Raw genomic sequence first — 17,442 nt, 5'->3', positions numbered from 1 at the left:
CACCGGAAAGGCGCGGGGAGGACTGCCATGTAACCGGTTGCACCGCGCGCCGCTTTCGCGCAGGTGCTTAGCATCGATGTGGGAGAGCAGACGATGACCGGACCGACCCGAAGCCCTGCGCGCATGCTTCTTTGGCTGCTTGGCGCGCTGGCTGCGCTTGGCCTCGCTTCGGGCGCGGCGGCGCAGGACGAGGTGACCCATCGCCAGTGCTCCCCCGATGGCGAATTGTGCTTCGAAATCGGGACCGAACAGACGATCCCGGTCTACCGCGTGCTGCGCGACGGGGAGGAGGTGATCGCCCCCTCCAAGCTCGGCTTCATGCTGCGCGGCGCGGGCAAGTGGCAGAACGGGGTCGCGCTGGGCGATCCGACCCGCGCCAGCCACGACGAAACCTGGGAACAGCCGTGGGGCGAAAGCCGCCTGGTCATCGACCGGTATAACGAGATGCGCGTGCCGATGACCGAACGCGGCAAGACGCAGCGGCGGATCGACCTGGTCGCGCGGGTGTTCGATAACGGCGTCGGTTTTCGTTACGACTTCCCGCGGCAGGACCAGCTCTCCGATGCGATCATCGACGGCGAGCTGACCGAGTTCGTGCTTGCAGGCGGTGATGCCGAAGCCTGGTGGATTCCGGGTGGCGAATGGAACCGCTACGAATTTCTCTACAATGCCACCCCCGCGCGCGAGGTCGGCATTGCGCATACGCCGATCACCTTCCGCCGCGCCGATGGCCTGCATATCGCGATCCACGAGGCCGCGCTGGTCGATTACAGCGCGTTCTGGCTCCAGCGGATCGAGGGCCAGCGCTTCCGGACCATGCTCGCGCCTTCGTCGGGAGGGTGGAAAGTCCGCCGCGAGGCCCCGTTCCACACGCCTTGGCGCGCGATCCTGATCGCCGGGGATGCGCCCGCGCTCTATGCTGCGGCCGACATCGTGCTCAACCTCAACGAGCCCAATGCGCTCGGCGATGTCAGTTGGGTGCGCCCGCACAAATATGTCGGCATCTGGTGGGCGATGCATCTCGACACATGGAGCTGGAACGACGGGCCCAAGCACGGCGCAACAACGCAGCACGCGATGGACTATATCGATTTCGCCGCGCGGCACGGCTTCAAGTCGGTCCTCGTCGAAGGCTGGAACAAGGGCTGGTGGAGCGAGAGCGGACGCAACTTCGAGTTTGCCGAGGCCTATCCCGATTTCGACATGGACCGTGTCACCGCCTACGCGAAGTCGAAGGGCGTGGAGATCATGGGGCACCATGAAACCGCCGGGAATGCGGGGCTCTACGAACGCCAGCTGGAAGAGGCCTACGACTATTACCAGCGGCACGGCGTCCATTCGGTGAAGACCGGATACGTCGCCGATGCGGGCGGCGTGCTGCGCGAGGACGCCGACGGGACCGAGCAGTGGGAATATCACGACGGGCAATACATGGCCCGCCACCACCTGCTGGTCGCCAAGCGCGCGGCGGCGCACGAAATCGCCGTCAACGCGCACGAGCCGATCAAGGATACGGGGCTCAGGCGCACCTACCCCAACCTCGTCAGCCGCGAAGGTGCGCGCGGCACCGAATACATGGCGTGGGGCGAGCCGCCCAACCCGCCGAGCCACGAGCCGACGCTGGTCTTCACCCGCATGCTGTCGGGCCCGTTCGACCTGACACCGGGCATCGTCAGCCTGCAGGGCCGCGAAAGCCTGCTGCCCAACACGCTTGCGCGCCAGCTGGCCGATTACGTGGTGATCTATTCACCGATCCAGATGGCGGCCGACCTACCGGAGAATTACGCCAAGGCCCCCGACGCGCTCGCCTTCATCGAGCAGGTGCCGGTCGACTGGGAGCGCACGAAGGTGCTTTCCGGCGAGATCGGCCAATATGCAGTGATCGCCCGCCAACGGCGCGGCGGGGACGACTGGTGGGTCGGCGGCGTGACCGACGCAGACGCGCGCACGGTCGATCTCGATCTGTCGTTCCTCCATCCAGACACGCGCTATGTCGCCGAGATCTGGCGCGATGGCGAAGGTGGCGGGATCGACGGAAATCGGTTCGCGATGGTGCGCGAGACGCGCGCAATACGCGGCGGCGACCGGCTGGCAATCGAGATGCTGGCGGGCGGCGGGTTCGCAATGAGCCTGCGCCCGGTCCGCTGAACGCGCGGTCCGGCGCGATCAGCGGTGCGCGTGGTGTCCCGGACCTGCGGCCCGAAGCGCATCCCGGCGTCCCTTGGCTGCAGCTGCGCTATCGCCTGTCGCTGCCTCGACCGCAGGACCGTCGCTGTCGCGATATTGTGTGCGTAAGGTTGCGAGCTTTTGTTTCATGCGCGCGACCACTTTGGCCATAGCGGGATCGTCGATGCGGTTGTGCATTTCGGACGGGTCGGTCCGCAGGTCATAGAACTCCCACTGGTCGATATCCCCGTAGAAGCGCATCAGCTTGTAGCGACCCTGCTTCACCCCGTAATGGGCGCGCACCGAATGGAAGCCCGGGTATTCGTAGTAGTGGTAGTAGATCGCATCGCGCCAGTCGGCCGGCGCCTCGCCATCGACGACCGGGCGCAACGAGCGGCCCTGGATCGTATCGCGCGGCCCTAGCCCGGCGAAATCGAGAAAGGTCGGCGCATAATCCACGTTCTGCACCGGCGCGGCAATGCGTGTGCCCGGCGCGATCTTCCCGGGATACTGCATCACCAGCGGCGTGCGCAGGCTTTCCTCGTACATGAAGCGCTTGTCGAACCAGCCGTGCTCGCCGAGGTAGAAACCCTGGTCGGAGGTATAGACGACGATCGTGTTGTCGGCTTGGCCCGAGGCTTCCAGCCAGTCGAGAACCCGGCCCACGCTGTCGTCGACCGCTGCCACCGTGCCCAGATATTCGTCCATGTAGCGCTGGTACTTCCAGATCGCCAATTGGCGCGGCGTCATGTCGGCTTCGTTCATGGCATCGTTGCCGGGCTGCAAGGCGCCGAAATAGGCGTCGCGCTGGGCGTCGGTCATCCGCGCGAAATCGTCGGGCCAGGGGTTGTAGCGAACCTCGCTCGAACCCTCCTCGACCGTCATCTTGAGGTCGTGGCCTTCGTACATGTCGCGGTAGATGTTCATTTCCTGCGCAGCGGCGGCAGGCCGACCGTCGTAGTGGTCGAAATAGTTGGTCGGTACGGGGAATTCGGTGCCGATATATTTCTGCACGTGGCGGATCGCGGGCATGAAATTGCGATGCGGCGCCTTGTGATGGATCAGGATCGCGAAGGGCTCTTCGCCTCCCGCATTCTTCTCCAGCCAGTCGATGCTGTAATCGGTCACGATATCGGTGGCGTAGCCTTCGACCACCTCGCGCCCCGACGGCGTGATGATGTCGGGATTGTAGTATTTGCCCTGATCGTCGAGCACCGCCCACTCGTCGATCCCGGCCCCCTCGGGCGAATAATTGAGATGCCACTTGCCGAACAGTGCGGTCCGATACCCCGACTGACCCAGCTCGCGGACCCAGTTCCACGATGAATTGTCGAACTTCTGCCCGTTCTGCGTGAAGCCGTGCATGTGGCTGAACTGGCCGGTCAGCATTGTCGCCCGGCTCGGCCCACATAGCGAATTGGTGACGTAGCTGTTCTCGAACAGCGCCCCGTTGGCCGCGATGCGATCGATGTTCGGGGTGGGGGCGAGCCGCCCGATTGCGGTGCCGTAGGCCGAGATCGCCGTCTGCGCGTGATCGTCCGACATGATGAAGATGATGTTCGGACGATCACGCGGCGTAACGGCGTCTTGAAAGCTCCCAGTCTGGGGTGACGAAGGCGGGGATGGTGTCGCACACCCCGCGAGAGACATTGCGAGAGTGGCGAAAACCGCTGCGCAACGTCTCATCATTATCCCTACTCCGTCAGCCTGAAGGTCACGGGCGTGGCCGCTTCGGCGCCTGATGACGGCGCGATCCACAAGCGGAACTCGCCCGGCTCCCAGCCATGCGACATGTCGCCGCGGGTGAAGGCAAGGTCTGCGGGCTTCAGGGTGAAGCTTACGGTCCGGCTCTCGCCCGGCTGCAGGGCGATCTTTTCAAAGCCCTTGAGCTCCTGCACCGGCCGGGTGACCGACCCGACCAGATCGCGCACATAGAGTTGGACGACTTCCTCGCCCGCAACGTCGCCCGTGTTGGTGATGGTGGCGCTGGCAGTGATCGAACCGCCTGCCCCCATGGTCGGCGCGCTGAGCGTAGCCGGCGAGTATGCGAAGCTCGTGTAGCTCAGCCCGTATCCGAAGCGGTAGAGCGGGTCGTTGGAGGTATTGAGATAACGCGAGACGTATTTCGCGCCCGGCTCGCCCAGCTCGATCGGGCGGCCGGTATTCTTCATGTCGTAATGGATCGGCACCTGGCCGACCGTGCGCGGGAAGGTGACCGGCAGCTTGCCCGAGGGGTTGTAGTCGCCATAGACCACATCGGCGACCGCATGCCCACCCTGCGTGCCCGGGTACCAGGCGTGGAGGATCGCAGGGACGTTGTCGTTCGCCCAGGTGACCGAGTTGGGTCGACCGCTCATGAGTACCAGCACCACCGGCTTACCCGTGGCGACCAGCTTCTCGAGCAGCGCCTGCTGGTTGCCGGGCAGGTCGAGCGAGGTGCGGCTCGCCGCCTCGCCGGTCATGTCCCACTTCTCGCCCATCGTAGCGACGATGACATCCGATCGCTCGGCCAGCGCCAGCGCTTCGGCGAAACCGTCGGTCTTGCCTTCGTCGGCGAACTCGTAGCTCGCGCCCTTGGCGTATTCGACGCTCACGCCATCGCGCGCATTGGCCTGCATGCCTTCGAGTACGGTGACCGGACGCGTCCCGCGGTCGCCCGCTGCGGCCCAGCTGCCGATCATGTCGGGCTTGCTGTTGCCGAGCGGGCCGATCACCGCGATCCGCTTCGCCGAGGCGGCGAGCGGCAAGGCGTTACCCTCGTTCTTGAGCAGGACCATCGACTTGCGCGCCACGTCGCGCGCCGCTTCGAGGAATTCGGGCTTGTAGAGAGTCGCCTTCTCGCGCGCTTCATCGGCGTAGCGGTAGGGATCTTCGAACAGGCCCAGCCGGTATTTCATTTCGAGGATACGGCGCACCGCCCGGTCGACGGCGGCCATCTCGACCTTTCCGTCGGCGACCGATTGCGCCAGATGGTCCATGAACACCGCGCCCTGCATGTCCATGTCGACGCCCGCGTCGAGCGCCTGTTCGCCGGCCTGCTTAAGATCCTTCGCGTAGCCGTGCGGGACCATCTCGTTGATCGATGTATAGTCGGTCACGACGAAACCGTCGAAACCCCACTGGTCGCGCAGCACGTCGGTCAGCAGATAGCGGCTGCCGCTGGCGGGAACGCCGTCATATTCGTTGAAGGCGGTCATGAAGGTCGCGACGCCCTCGTCCACCGCAGCCTCGAAGGGCGGCAGATAGACGTCGCGCAGGGTCCGCTCCGAAATATCGACCGTGTGGTAGTCGCGGCCCGCCTGCGCGGCGCCGTAGCCGGCGAAATGCTTGGCCGTGGCAAGGATCGTGTCGGTCGCGCCCAGATCGTCGCCCTGATAGCCGCGAACCCGTGCGCGGGCGACCTGCGAGCCCAGATAGACGTCTTCCCCGGCCCCTTCGGAAATACGGCCCCAGCGTGCATCGCGCGCAATGTCGACCATCGGTGAGAACGTCCAGTGCAGGCCTTCCGCCGATGCTTCCAGCGCCGAAACGCGCGCGGCCTTCTCCACCGCCGTCATATCCCAGCTCGCCGCTTCGCCGAGCGAGATCGGGAAGATCGTGCGATGGCCGTGGATGACATCGTATCCGAACAGCAGCGGGATGCCGAGCCGGGTTTCCTCGACGGCCAGACGCTGCAATTCGCGGGTGTAGGCCGACGTATAGGCATTGAAGATCGCACCCACACGGCCCGAGCGGATATCCTGCTTATAGGTATCGCGCATCGTTGGCCCGGTCGATTCCCAGTCGCTGGTCAACAAGGTCAACTGGCCGACCTTGTCCTCGATCGTCATTCGCGCCATCAGCGCGTCGATGGTGCGGTCCATCTCCGGGTCGGGTGCGGCCCAAGTTGGCTCTGCAGGTTCGACCGGAACAACCTGTCCGCGCGCCTCTGTCGCGGCAGTCACCGGCGACGCTTCCATCGCAGCGGTCGCACATCCCCCCAGCACCGGCAACGCTGCAAGGGCCAGAAGCCGTACGCCAATAAGTGTCATCGTCTCTCCCATCTGTCGCCTGTTGGCGATCCTGTTGCGGCGCTCCGATCCAGGCAAGCGCCAATCCATTCAAGTGCTCTATACAGGCAAGATGAAACCGGTTACAAGACCGTTCGATTCGACCCACAGTATGGGCGAATGCGAAGGCCCTCGATTTGAGGGTAGCATGGGGGAGAGAGTATGACCTCGAAGGTTTCGAGCTGCGATTCGTTTGATTCGTTCCGGCTGCGGCGGCTCGCCGCAGCATTGGCATTCACCACTGCCGGCTCCGCGCTTGCGGTAGCGATGGCGGTGCCGGTCCACGCCCAGGAATCCACCGCTTCGCTGCGGGGTTCGGTTAGCGGCGCAACCCAGATTACCGCGGTCGACGTGGCAACGGGTTCGCGGCGCACCCTGGATGTGTCCCAGGATGGCCGATACAATTTCCCGCAGCTGCGCCCGGGGATCTATTACCTCGAAATCACCGGTGCCGACGGCCAGGTGCGGCGCACCGACGAATTCACGCTCCAGATCGCGCAGAACGCAGAACTCGACTTCGACGATATCGCGCAGGAGGAGACCGTTGCGGATCCGTCCGGTGCGCCGGGCGCAGAGAATGTCATCATCGTCACCGGTGGCCGGCTCGTCACCGACGAAGGCGGCGAGGTCGGTGCCAATATTTCGCAGCGCGAAATCGAAACTCTTCCGCAAAACAACCGCAACTTCCTGTCCTTCGCCGACCTGGCGCCGGGCGTTTCGGTCGAAAACCCCGATGGCCAGTCGCGCATCCAGGGCGGCGGCCAGAACAGCCGCACGGTCAACGTCTATATCGATGGCGTCGGCCAGAAGGATTACGTCCTCAAGAACGGCATCACCGGGCAGGACAGTTCGCAAGGCAACCCGTTCCCGCAGCTGGCGGTGGGCGAATATCGCGTGATCAGTTCGAACTACAAGGCGGAGTTCGATCAGGTCAGCTCGGTCGCCATCACCGCAGGGACAAAGTCCGGCACCAACGAGTTTCACGGTACAGCCTTCGTCGATTACACCGACACCGGTATGCGCGAAGAGACGCCGCTGGAAAAGTTTGGCGGGCGCGAGAAGGCGGAAACCAAGGATATCCAGTTCGGTGGCGCGCTTGGCGGACCGATCATCGAAGACACGCTTTTCTTCTTCGCAACTTACGAAGGCAAGCGTCGCCGTCTGCCTGTGGTGATCGAACCCGGCGCCGACTTCCCGGTCAGCTTTTTCCCCGCGGAGCTGCAGGATCTTTTCGGACCGACCCAGCAGGAATTCAACGAAGACCTGTATTTCGGCAAGATCAGCTTCCTGCCCACCAGCCGTGACGTGTTCGAAGTCTCTGGCAAGTATCGCAACGAGTCCGGGGTTTTCCTCGGGAATGGCAGTTCGGCGGTGGAAACGGCAGCGTCGCAGGATGTGGATGAGAAGCGCTTCCTCGTTCGTTGGGAACACAGCGGCGATGATTTCGTGAACGACCTGAAGGGGACTTACGAAAGCGCTTTCTGGTCGCCGCGTCCGCAGAACTTCACGCCCGGCCAAATCTATACGTTTGGCGGGGTCAGCCCTGTTACGGGCCAGAATCTTGTCCGCCCGCAAATTCTCCGCATTGGAGGAAGTGCGAACTTCCAGGACAAGGGCCAGGAAGGCTACGCGATCCAGAACGATTTCACCTGGACCGGTTTCGAGGACCACACGATCAAGGTGGGCGTGAAATCGAAGTGGGTGCGGCTCGACCGGGTCGAGCAGAACTTCTTCAATCCGCAGTATTCCTACAACGTGAACCTGACGCCGGGTGGCTTCAACACGACCATTCCCTATCGGGTTCAATTCGGGGCCGGCACCGGTCAGGGCACGCCCTCGGTCATCTCGGACAACTGGCAGTTCGGTGTGTACATCCAGGACGACTGGTTCGTGACCGATCGTCTGACGCTGAACCTCGGTATCCGCTGGGATTACGAGGAAACACCTTCCTATCTCGACTTCGTCACCCCGCCGGAAGTCGTCGCCGCCGTTTCGGAGGCAAACTATCCCAATATCTACCAGCCTGGCGTCGAATACGATATCAACGACTACATCTCGGACGGCACACAGCGCAAAGCCTTCACCGGCGCGTTCCAGCCGCGTATCGGCTTCAGCTACGAGATTCTGGAGCTGGGCAAGCTGACGGTCTTCGGCGGCTACGGACGCTCCTACGACCGTAACCAGTTCGATTTCATCGCGCAGGAAGTGAGCATCAACGCGTACAGCACACGCGAGTTCAACTTCATCACCGGCGATCCGAACAACACCTGCAACCCAAGCCCGACCTGCGTTCCGTGGGATCCGGTCTATCTGACCGAAGCGGGCCGGCAGCAACTGCTCGACAACGCAGGCGTCGGTGCTGGGCGCAGCATTCGCCTGATCAACAACGATCTGAAGGTCCCGTATTCGGATCAGTTCAGCCTCGGCCTGCGCAGCGATTTGAACCGGCTGGTAAACGTCGAAGTCGGCTACCGGCATATCAAGAGCCGCGACGGGTTCGCCTATCTTCTCGGCAACCGTCGACCGGACGGCTCGTTCTTCACGCCGGCTCCGGCCACTCCGGGCTCGCCGTTCGGCTTCGCCCCTCCGGGCTGGGGCTCGATCATCATCGGCACCAACGGTCTGAAGACCGATGAAGACGCGTTCCACTTCAAGCTGGCAAAGCGCTATTCTGCGGAATCTCCCTGGAATCTGGCCGCGACCTACACTTACACCGACGGCACCGAGAACCGGGCCTTCGGCGAGTATTTCTCGTTCGATTTCCCGACCCTGGACGATTACACCGTCAAGACTTCCAGCGGCCTGCGCAAGCACCGCCTGGTTATCGCCGGTGCGGTCGACCTGCCGACCGAAACGACGATTTCCGGCAAGTTCGTGCTATCGTCGCCTCGGTACCTCAACACCTTCGTCCGGACGCCCGGCGGCACGCCGCCGGTCGAGGTCGTAACGGTCGAAACCGCGGGCAATGGCGATCGCTGGGGCTTCCGTCAGCTCGATCTGGCGATCACCCAGAACATTCCGCTGAATTTCCTGGGCGACCGGACACGGGTCTATGTGCGTGCCGATATCATCAACGCATTGAACGACCGCAACTACAACAGCTTCAATTCGGTGACGGGTGAGCGCAATCCCAATGCCCTGGGCACCGACGGTCCGCCGCGGACGATCAAGCTCTCGGCCGGCTTCGAATTCTGATCCTTTATCCTGCGCCGCCGCTTCCTTAGGGAAGTGGTGGCGCTTTTCTTTTGTTCTCGGGTGATCGCCATTTCCCTTCGTATCGCTCTGCTCGCCCTCTCTCTGTCCGGATGCGCAAGTGCGCCACTCGCTGCGCCCCGTGCTGCCACCGATGCTTCTACCGCGTTAGGACAGGCAGCATTTGCCGAGGACCTGACCAAGCGGACCTTCGCGTATTTCTGGGAGACCACCGACACGGAGCGCTGTCTCGCGCCCGACCGCTGGCCATCCAACCCGTTCTCCTCGATCGCGGCGACCGGCTTCGCGCTGACCGCCTACGGGATCGGCGCGGAACGCGGATACGTATCCCGCGAAGACGCGGCCGCGCGCACGCTCGATTGCCTCGAATTCTACTGGAACGCGCCGCAGGGCCCGGCGGTCGAAGGCGTTTCTGGCCACAAGGGCTTTTTCTACCACTTCCTGAAAAACGCGGACGGCACGCGCTTCGGGAACACCGAACTTTCGACGGTCGACACCGCGCTTCTGCTTGGCGGCGTGTTGTTCTCCCAGAGCTATTTCGATCGCGACAATCCGACCGAAGCCGCGATCCGCGATCTCGCCGAACGGATCTACGCACGGGTCGACTGGACCTTCGTGCAGCGCGAGAACAGCGCCATTCCTTCGGCAAATGGCGGAAGCGGCAAGGCGATCGCGATGGGCTGGTATCCCGAACGCGGCGCGGGCGGCGATTTCGGGACCCACGACTGGGTCGGCTACAACGAGGGCATGCTGGTTTACATCCTCGCTGCCGGGTCGCCCACGCACCCGATCGGCAAGGAAGCCTGGGACACCGGCTGGGCGGCCAATCTGGAGAAAGACTGGGCCTCTTACTACGGGTACGAGTTCCTGCAGTTCGAGCCTCTGTTCGGCCACCAGTACAGCCATGTCTGGGTCGATTTCCGCGGCATCCAGGACGAGTTCATGGCGTCCAAGGGTATCGACTATTTCGAGAACAGCCGCCGCGCGACGCTGAGCCAGCGCGCCTACGGTGCGGACAACCCGAATGACTGGGTCGGCTATTCCGATCAGCTATGGGGATGGACCGCATCCGACGGACCGACCGCGGCCGCCAACGGTCGCGAGGTGAATGGCCAGCCGCGTACCTTCATGGGTTATTCCGCCCGCGGCGTCAGCGCCGAACGCGTCGTCGACGACGGCACCATCGTGCCCACGGCGGCAGGGGGTTCGATCGCCTTCGCGCCCGAGGTGACGCTGCCCGCCCTGATGAACATGCGTGCTGCCTATGGCGAGCGTCTCTATACGCGTTACGGTTTCAAGGACGCGTTCAATCCCAGCTACGTGTTTGTCGATGTGGGCAGCAGAAGCGGCACGGTGGACGCGCAATCCGGGTGGGTCGCGCGCGACCATCTCGGCATCGATCAGGGGCCGATCCTGGCCATGCTCGAAAATCATCGGAGCGAGCTGGTCTGGCGGACGATGCGAAAGAACCCACATGTCCGGCGCGGGCTCGAACGGCTCGGATTTACCGGCGGCTGGCTGGAACAGCCGGGCCCAAAGTAAGCCGGAGCGACACCAGGACCGGGTAATGGTCCGACGGCAATCGGCCGCCCCAGTGCTGTGTTACGACGGCGTGGCCGGTAACGGTCCAATCCGAGGTCGCGAAGATATGGTCGATCGGCGCGGCGGCGTTTCGCATGATGTCGAAGCCGGTGAAGGTCCCGGTCGGGCCATAGGGCGGAGACACGCTCGTCTCGCGCGTGTCGGTCAGTCCCGCCGCTTCGTGTCCGACAAGCCGCCGATAGGGCTCGCTTGCGGGATCCGAATTGAAATCGCCCATCACGATCGTCGGCAGGCCGGCCCCGGGTCCAGTCGCGACCCAGTCGGCGATCAGGCCGGCGCCTTGCGCCCGCGCTTCGCTGCCGACATGGTCGAAATGCGTGTTGAGCGCGCGAATATCCTGACCGCTTTCCCTATCGTGCAGGATCGCCCAGGTCGCGATGCGCGGAAGCGCGGCGTCCCAGTCCTTGCTCGGCTCGCCGGGCGTGAGCGAAAGCCAGAACGTGCCGGATTGCCGGAGCTCGAAGCGGTCTTTGCGGTAAGCCAGCGGGGAGAATTCGCCCGCCTCCTTCCCGTCGTCGCGCGCCACGCCCACCATCGCAAGGCCGGGCAGGGCCGATGCCAGATCGTCCTTCTGTTCCAGCAGCACTTCCTGCATGCCGAGGATGTCCGGCGCTTCATGCTCGATCAACGCCGCAACGATCGCCTTGCGATGGCGCCAGGCATTGTCTCCGTCTGCATCGGTTGCCAGTCTGATGTTGAACGTCATGGCCCGAACCGTCGTCGCTCCCGGCTGAGCAGCTGCAGGCGGATCGACTTGGTTCGAGGCGCAACCGGCCAGCGCCGCTAGAAGCAGCCCCGCAAAGGCAAGGGGCAGGAAGCGCAAGGCGGGTCTGCCGCGAGCCGTAGTCACTGTTCGGACGTCCGGCGCTGCTTGAGGAGCCAGAGATACAATTCCGCCTCTTCGTAAGCCGGATCCCACGAATTATGGCCCAGGTCCGGATAGATCGTGAGGCGCGACATCCGCCCGCCACAGGCCCGGATCGCGCGCGCCATCGCGAAGCTGCCCTCCGGCTCGACCACGTCGTCGCGATCGCCGTGGAAGGCCCACACGGGAATATCGGTTAGCGCGCAGGCCGTCGCCGTATCGCCGCTCCCGGCCACCGGTGCCAAGGCCGCAAAGCGACCCGGGTCCGCCGCGCCCCACCGCCAGGTCGCACGGCCGCCGCGGCTCAGGCCCGTCAGATACACCCGGTCCGGATCGATCGGGAGTGTCGCGAGCGCGTGGTCGAGAATGCGTTCGAGCTTCGCGATGTCCCAGTCCTGATCCGCAGGCAATAGCGGGGAGATCAGGATGAACGGAAAGTCCGGGTCACGGTCGGCGTGCTTGGGTGGCCCGTGGCGCTTGACCGCATCCACGTCGTCGCCGCGCTCGCCCGAGCCATGCAGGAACACCATCAACGGCCATTTCCGTTCGGGATCGGCGCTCGAGACCGCGCGCGGCACGAACAGCTGGTACGGATAATTGTCCTCATCGACGGCAGGTTGTGCGTGCTGCCCCGCTTCGGGTTCGGCCGCTGCGACCGGCTGTCCAGCTGCAGCCAGCGCGAAGCACGCGGCGACGACGACATGGCGTAGGACGAGAATTGCGCGCGGTTTCATCGGAGCTACTCCTTGATGTAATCGGTTTCATTGCCAGTCATGCCCGATCCCGGCTCCCGACGATACAATTGATCTGCCGTTTCAGTCCCGCTTCTCTCGGTCGATTTTGCAGGTCGACCCCCGAACGGCCAGCGTAGGCTTAATGACCAGGCTGTCTGTCGGCCCCTTTTGCTCGCCTCCCATCGCCTGCAGCAGAAGGCGGGCGGCCGAGGAACCCAGTCGCATGATGTCGGAGTGGGCCGTGGTGAGTTGCGGCGTGACATAGCGAGCGAGAGGAATATCGTCGAAACCGGCCACCAGAATGTCCCGCCCCGCCTCGATTCCGGCGTCGCGCAATTCCGCCATCAGGCCGACCGCCATCATGTCGTTACCTGCAAACACAGCATCGTATTCGAGCTCTTCGTGAAGCAATCGCCGGGCTGCTTCACGCCCCGCCTCTTCGTGAAAGTCGCCCGGCAGGACCAGTGGCTCATCCTGCCCCAGACGCGCGCGCAAAACGTCGCGAAAGCCTCGCTCGCGTTCGCCCGCATCGCGGTTGCTCTGAGGACCGGCGAGATGCAGGATCCGGCGTGCGCCGCAATCGATCAGGTGTTCGGTGACAAGCTTGGCGCCCGCGTAATTGTCCACCGTAACGAAAGGGATGGTCCCATTCTCGGCCCCCGCGCTGAGCAGCACTGTGGGAATGTCACGCAGCAGCGCGTCGGGGATGGTCTCCGCCGAGGAATCGGGCGGCATCACGAGCAACCCGTCGACCCGTCCGCGCATCGTTCGCAGGGCCTGCCCGGTTTCGACGGCGCTGCCATGCATATTGCCCAGGAGAAGTGTCTTGCCTGCTGCATGCACAACCAGATCGATCCCGCGGATCATCTCCGAAAAGAACTCTCCAAAGAGGTCGGGCAGGACAACCCCGATCGTATCGGTGCGCTGCCGCGTCAGGCTTCGCGCGCCGCTATGCGGGACATAGTCGAGCTTGCGCGCCGCCGCTTCGATCCGCTCGCGCGTGGGCCGGGTGACATTGGTCATCCCGTTCAGCGCACGCGATGCGGTCGCGACAGATACCCCCGCGGCTTTCGCAACGTCTCTGATTGTCGTCATCCCAAGCCCTGTTTTGATTCGCCCCCGAGCGCAGCCTAGCGCCGCGCGACGGTCGCCAGCAAGGCCGACTCGGTAATTGCCGTTCCCGCGAGAGAAGGGGGAACCAGCACGGTGCGCTCATCGGCGCCCGTAATCCGTCGAGTTCGACAGGGATGACGGGTCAGCAGCGGTGGACAAGCGACCTTACAGAGCGAGAGGCGGGCGCCTAGAGTCCGCCGAACCGGCCCGCTTGATAGTCGCGGATAGCCTGCGCGATCTCCGTCTCGCTGTTCATCACGAAGGGACCGCGCGCCACCACCGGCTCGCCGATCGGGTCCGCGTGGCCGAACAGGATCCGGCAACCGCCATCGCTCGACACCTCGACGCCATCGTCGTCGTCGCTAACTTGCGCTAGCGTATGCTCGGGCACGCTCTGGCCGTCGATCTTCGCCTCGCCGCCAATCGTGTAGAAGAACACGTTGCGCCCGGCAGGTGCGGGCAGGGCGGCGCTGCCGCCGGGATCGACCGAGACGATCGCCAGCATCACATCGGTCAGCGAGTGGATCGGCGCTTCGTCGGTGCCGGATACCGCGCGCATCGTCGCACCTTCGCCAAGCTCTGTTTCGGGGATGTCCGACGCCGCCACCGGGACATAGGCAGGGTCGGTCATCTTCAGCCGACCGGGCAGGTTGACCCATAGCTGGAGGATTTCGAGCGGACCGCCGGTGCGCTTGAACGCCTCGGGCGAAAGCTCGGCATGGACCAGCCCGCTGCCCGCGGTCATCCATTGTACACCACCCGCCTCGACCACGCTGGCGCCGGAGCCGCTGTCGTGATGGGCGAGGCTGCCCTCGAGGATGAAGGTCACCGTCTCGAAGCCGCGATGCGGATGCGGGCCGAAGGGCAGTCCGTGATTGTTCGGCAGGTAGGTCTGCGGTCCGTGATGGTTGAGGAACAGGAACGGGTCGACTTGCGACAGTCCCGGCCCAGGCACGGGCCTGCGCGTCACCAGATCCTGGATATCGTCGCGCATCGCGCGGTGGAGCGAGACCATTTGGCGGCTGCTCATGCCGGCATCCCCGGAACCAGCGGCTCGGGCCCGGCGGGCACGATGCCGTTCGGATTGATCCGCTCGTGGCTCTCGTAATAGTGATGCCTGATGTGGCGGAAATTGACCGTCTCGGCGATTCCGTCGAGGTCGTAGACCCGGCGTGTCAGCGCGGCGAGGTTCGGGTAATCCGCGATGCGGCGCAGATTGCACTTGAAATGCGTGTGGTAGACCGGATCGAACCGGATTAGCGTAGTCCACAGGCGGATATCCGCCTCGGTCAGCCTGTCGCCCACCAGCCAGTCATGGCCTTCGAGCCGCTCTTCCAGTTCGTCGAGCACGGCGAATAGCGGGGTCACCGCTTTATCGTAGGCATCCTGCGTGGTCGCGAAGCCCGCCTTGTAAACGCCGTTGTTCACGGCATCGTAGACCCGGTCGTTCAGCGCATCGATTTCTTCTCGCAAGTCTTCGGGATAAAGATCGAGATCGTTGGCGCCGCACCTGTCGAACGCGGTGCCGAGCATGCGCAGGATGTCCGCGCTCTCGTTGTTGACGATCGTTTCGGTCTTCGTGTCCCACAGCACCGGGACGGTGACATGGCCCGAATAGTCGGGCTTGGCGTGGGTGTAGAGCTGATGGAGATGATCCGCGCCGATCGCGGGATCGCCGGTCACGCATTCGCCCTCGCGGAACGACCAGCCGCCCTCCTTCATCAGCCAGTGCACCACGTTCAGCTCGATGGCATCGGTCAGCCCCTTGAGGTGCCGCGCGGCGTTGGCGCGGTGTGCCCATGGGCAGGCGAGGCTGATATAGAGCCGGTAGCGCCCCGGCTCGGCGGGGAACCCGCCATCGCCGGTCGGGCCGGGCGATCCGTCGGGCGTGATCCAGTTGCGAAACGCGCTTTCATCACGCTCGAACTCGCCGCTGTCCTCGTCGTTATGCGCCCATTCGTCGTGCCAGGTGCCGTTCTTCAGGAAGCCCATCGCTTAAAGATCCTCTGCCGAGAAGGGAAACTGGCGCTTGCCGTGCTGGACCGAGATCCAGTGCGTGGTCATGAAGGCCTCGATCGCCCAGCGCCCGTTGAACCGCCCGACGCCCGAGTTCTTGACTGCGCCGAAGGGCGCGAAGGGGCTGTCGTTGACCGGCTGGTCGTTGATGTGCGTCATCCCTGCTTCGATCTGCTTGGCAAAGGCGAGCGCGCGGCCCTCATCGCGGCTGAAGACCGAACTCGACAGGCCCATCTCGGTGTTGTTCGCAAGCTCCAGCGCATGCGCTTCGTCCCGCGCGCGCTGGATCGGTGCGACGGGGCCGAAGATTTCGTTCGCGACGAGGCAGTTGTCCTCGCCCACATCGGTGAAGACGTGGGGCGGGATGACGAGGCCGTCGGGCTCTCCGCCGAGCGCACAGGTCGCGCCCTGATCCTTTGCCTTGCCGATCATCTCCATGATCCCGTCGAACTGGTCGCGGTTCGCGACGGGTCCGATGAAGCAGTCCGCCGCATCGCGCTTGCCGACCGGCAGCTTCTTCACCCTTGCCACGAACTTCTCGACGAATTCGTCATGGATCGCGTCTTCGACGACGATGCGGTTGGCGATCATGCAGATCTGGCCCTGGTGCATGAACTTGCCCCACACGCTCGCCTCGACCGCGTAGTCGATATCCGCATCGTCGAGCACGACGATCGGAGAATTGCCGCCAAGCTCCAGCTCGAGCGACTTGATCCGATCGCCGTCGAGCGCGGCCTTGCCGACGCCGCGCCCCACGGGTGTGGAGCCGGTGAAGCTGACCACCGACGGAATCGGGTGGCGCACCAGCGCATCCCCGATGTCGGAACCGCCGCCGGGCAGGACGGAGACGAGGCCCTTGGGTAGGCCCGCTTCTTCGCAGATCGCGGCGAAGATCGTGCCGCCGGTAACCGGCGTGTCGCTGGCGGGCTTGAGGACGACGGCGTTGCCCAGCGCGAGCGCCGGGAAAAGCGTGCGAGAGGTCAGCTGGAGCGGGAAGTTCCAAGGGCTGATCAGCGCGACCACACCCGCCGGCTGGCGATAGGCGCGGCTTTCCTTGCCCGGAATCTCTTCAGGCAGGATCGCGCCTTCGACCATGTAGGGCAGGGCCGCCGCTTCCTGCCGCGCGACCTGGGTCACCAGCATCAGTTCGAGCGCGGCCTTCACCTGCGTCCCGCCGACCTCGCGCACGATCCACTCTGCGATCTCGTCCTTGCGTGCCTCCAGGATGTCTCCGATCGCCAGCATCTTGGCCGCTCGCGCGGATGGAGGCAATTCGGCCCATTCGCGCTGGGCTTCCGCGGCGGCATGGCAGGCCTCGCCGACGTCTTCCGGCTGGGCGGTCTTCATCGAGAAGATGACGCTTTCGTCCCACGGGCATATGTTTTTCAGCGTGTCGCCTTTTCCGGTGCGCCATTCACCGGCGACGAAAACGCGGTCGAGTTTTTCATAGGGTTTGGACATACGGGACGAACGGGCAGGGCCCACATTCGTTTCGCGCCGCGCTCGCGAAATCTGCCGTGATTTGTTCGGTGCCCAATGAGCTCCCTCAGACAAGAGAGACGACGTTGTGGGGACAGAGGACCGGCTGCTTGCGCACCAGACCTTCAACGCACTCGCACACTCAGGCACTTAGAAACGCGGGCCCACTCGATACCCACGCAAACCTTCCACCAGTTGCATTCAA

11 protein-coding genes are annotated in these 17,442 nt (G+C 64.1%); 3 read left to right on the top strand and 8 right to left on the bottom strand.

Going from position 1 to position 17,442, the window contains the following annotated elements:
- The first annotated feature begins 93 nt into the window (after positions 1–93).
- Positions 94–2,148, top strand: coding sequence for a glycoside hydrolase family 97 protein (locus GRI68_RS10265; RefSeq protein WP_234028775.1), 2,055 nt, complete (start codon positions 94–96; stop codon positions 2,146–2,148).
- Positions 2,149–2,166: 18 nt separating this feature from the next.
- Here GRI68_RS10265 and GRI68_RS10260 read toward each other — a convergent pair whose 3' ends face one another.
- Complete coding sequence (locus GRI68_RS10260; protein WP_160617945.1) at positions 2,167–3,816, bottom strand: sulfatase family protein; 1,650 nt, start codon at positions 3,814–3,816, stop codon at positions 2,167–2,169.
- A 44-nt stretch (positions 3,817–3,860) separates the two neighbouring features.
- Positions 3,861–6,197 (bottom strand): beta-glucosidase BglX, encoded by a 2,337-nt coding sequence (bglX, locus tag GRI68_RS10255; protein WP_160617155.1) that lies wholly within the window; start codon positions 6,195–6,197, stop codon positions 3,861–3,863.
- Positions 6,198–6,377: 180 nt separating this feature from the next.
- Between bglX and GRI68_RS10250 the strand changes: the two genes are divergently transcribed.
- Both GRI68_RS10250 and GRI68_RS10245 read left to right on the top strand, forming a co-directional pair.
- On the top strand, positions 6,378–9,410 hold the full coding sequence (locus tag GRI68_RS10250; protein ID WP_160617154.1) for a TonB-dependent receptor: 3,033 nt from the start codon (positions 6,378–6,380) through the stop codon (positions 9,408–9,410).
- Positions 9,411–9,470: 60 nt separating this feature from the next.
- Complete coding sequence (locus tag GRI68_RS10245) at positions 9,471–10,970, top strand: glucoamylase family protein (protein WP_160617153.1); 1,500 nt, start codon at positions 9,471–9,473, stop codon at positions 10,968–10,970.
- Here the strand turns inward: GRI68_RS10245 and GRI68_RS10240 are convergent.
- From GRI68_RS10240 to GRI68_RS10215, 6 genes are all read right to left on the bottom strand, one after another.
- On the bottom strand, positions 10,933–11,736 hold the full coding sequence (locus GRI68_RS10240) for an endonuclease/exonuclease/phosphatase family protein (RefSeq protein WP_160617152.1): 804 nt from the start codon (positions 11,734–11,736) through the stop codon (positions 10,933–10,935). The two genes, GRI68_RS10245 and GRI68_RS10240, sit on opposite strands and share 38 nt — an antisense overlap.
- Positions 11,737–11,876: 140 nt before the next feature.
- Complete coding sequence (locus tag GRI68_RS10235) at positions 11,877–12,629, bottom strand: carboxylesterase family protein (RefSeq protein ID WP_160617151.1); 753 nt, start codon at positions 12,627–12,629, stop codon at positions 11,877–11,879.
- Between the two features lie 81 nt (positions 12,630–12,710).
- Complete coding sequence (locus tag GRI68_RS10230) at positions 12,711–13,724, bottom strand: LacI family DNA-binding transcriptional regulator (protein WP_160617150.1); 1,014 nt, start codon at positions 13,722–13,724, stop codon at positions 12,711–12,713.
- Between the two features lie 205 nt (positions 13,725–13,929).
- Positions 13,930–14,772, bottom strand: a complete 843-nt coding sequence (locus GRI68_RS10225) for a pirin family protein (RefSeq protein ID WP_160617149.1) — start codon at positions 14,770–14,772, stop codon at positions 13,930–13,932.
- Positions 14,769–15,734, bottom strand: a complete 966-nt coding sequence (locus GRI68_RS10220; protein ID WP_160617148.1) for a glutathione S-transferase family protein — start codon at positions 15,732–15,734, stop codon at positions 14,769–14,771. Before GRI68_RS10220 ends, GRI68_RS10225 begins: the two co-directional genes overlap by 4 nt.
- Positions 15,735–15,737: 3 nt before the next feature.
- Positions 15,738–17,219, bottom strand: a complete 1,482-nt coding sequence (locus tag GRI68_RS10215) for an aldehyde dehydrogenase family protein (protein ID WP_160617147.1) — start codon at positions 17,217–17,219, stop codon at positions 15,738–15,740.
- Between the last annotated feature and the right edge of the window lie 223 nt (positions 17,220–17,442).

Source organism: Alteriqipengyuania halimionae, assembly GCF_009827575.1.
Taxonomy (GTDB): domain Bacteria; phylum Pseudomonadota; class Alphaproteobacteria; order Sphingomonadales; family Sphingomonadaceae; genus Alteriqipengyuania_A; species Alteriqipengyuania_A halimionae.
The sequence above is the reverse complement of the archived record's forward strand: the minus strand, read 5'-3'. Positions and strand labels throughout refer to the sequence as shown.

Excerpts from the sequence above, each read along its gene's own strand:
- GRI68_RS10235 (WP_160617151.1), bottom strand. The coding sequence starts at position 12,629 with ATGAAACCGCGCGCAATTCTCGTCCTACGCCATGTCGTCGTCGCCGCG.
- GRI68_RS10260 (WP_160617945.1), bottom strand. The coding sequence starts at position 3,816 with ATGTCTCTCGCGGGGTGTGCGACACCATCCCCGCCTTCGTCACCCCAG.
- GRI68_RS10250 (WP_160617154.1), top strand. The coding sequence starts at position 6,378 with ATGACCTCGAAGGTTTCGAGCTGCGATTCGTTTGATTCGTTCCGGCTG.
- GRI68_RS10230 (WP_160617150.1), bottom strand. The coding sequence starts at position 13,724 with ATGACGACAATCAGAGACGTTGCGAAAGCCGCGGGGGTATCTGTCGCG.
- GRI68_RS10220 (WP_160617148.1), bottom strand. The coding sequence starts at position 15,734 with ATGGGCTTCCTGAAGAACGGCACCTGGCACGACGAATGGGCGCATAAC.
- GRI68_RS10225 (WP_160617149.1), bottom strand. The coding sequence starts at position 14,772 with ATGAGCAGCCGCCAAATGGTCTCGCTCCACCGCGCGATGCGCGACGAT.
- GRI68_RS10215 (WP_160617147.1), bottom strand. The coding sequence starts at position 17,219 with ATGTCCAAACCCTATGAAAAACTCGACCGCGTTTTCGTCGCCGGTGAA.
- bglX (WP_160617155.1), bottom strand. The coding sequence starts at position 6,197 with ATGACACTTATTGGCGTACGGCTTCTGGCCCTTGCAGCGTTGCCGGTG.
- GRI68_RS10265 (WP_234028775.1), top strand. The coding sequence starts at position 94 with ATGACCGGACCGACCCGAAGCCCTGCGCGCATGCTTCTTTGGCTGCTT.
- GRI68_RS10240 (WP_160617152.1), bottom strand. The coding sequence starts at position 11,736 with ATGACGTTCAACATCAGACTGGCAACCGATGCAGACGGAGACAATGCC.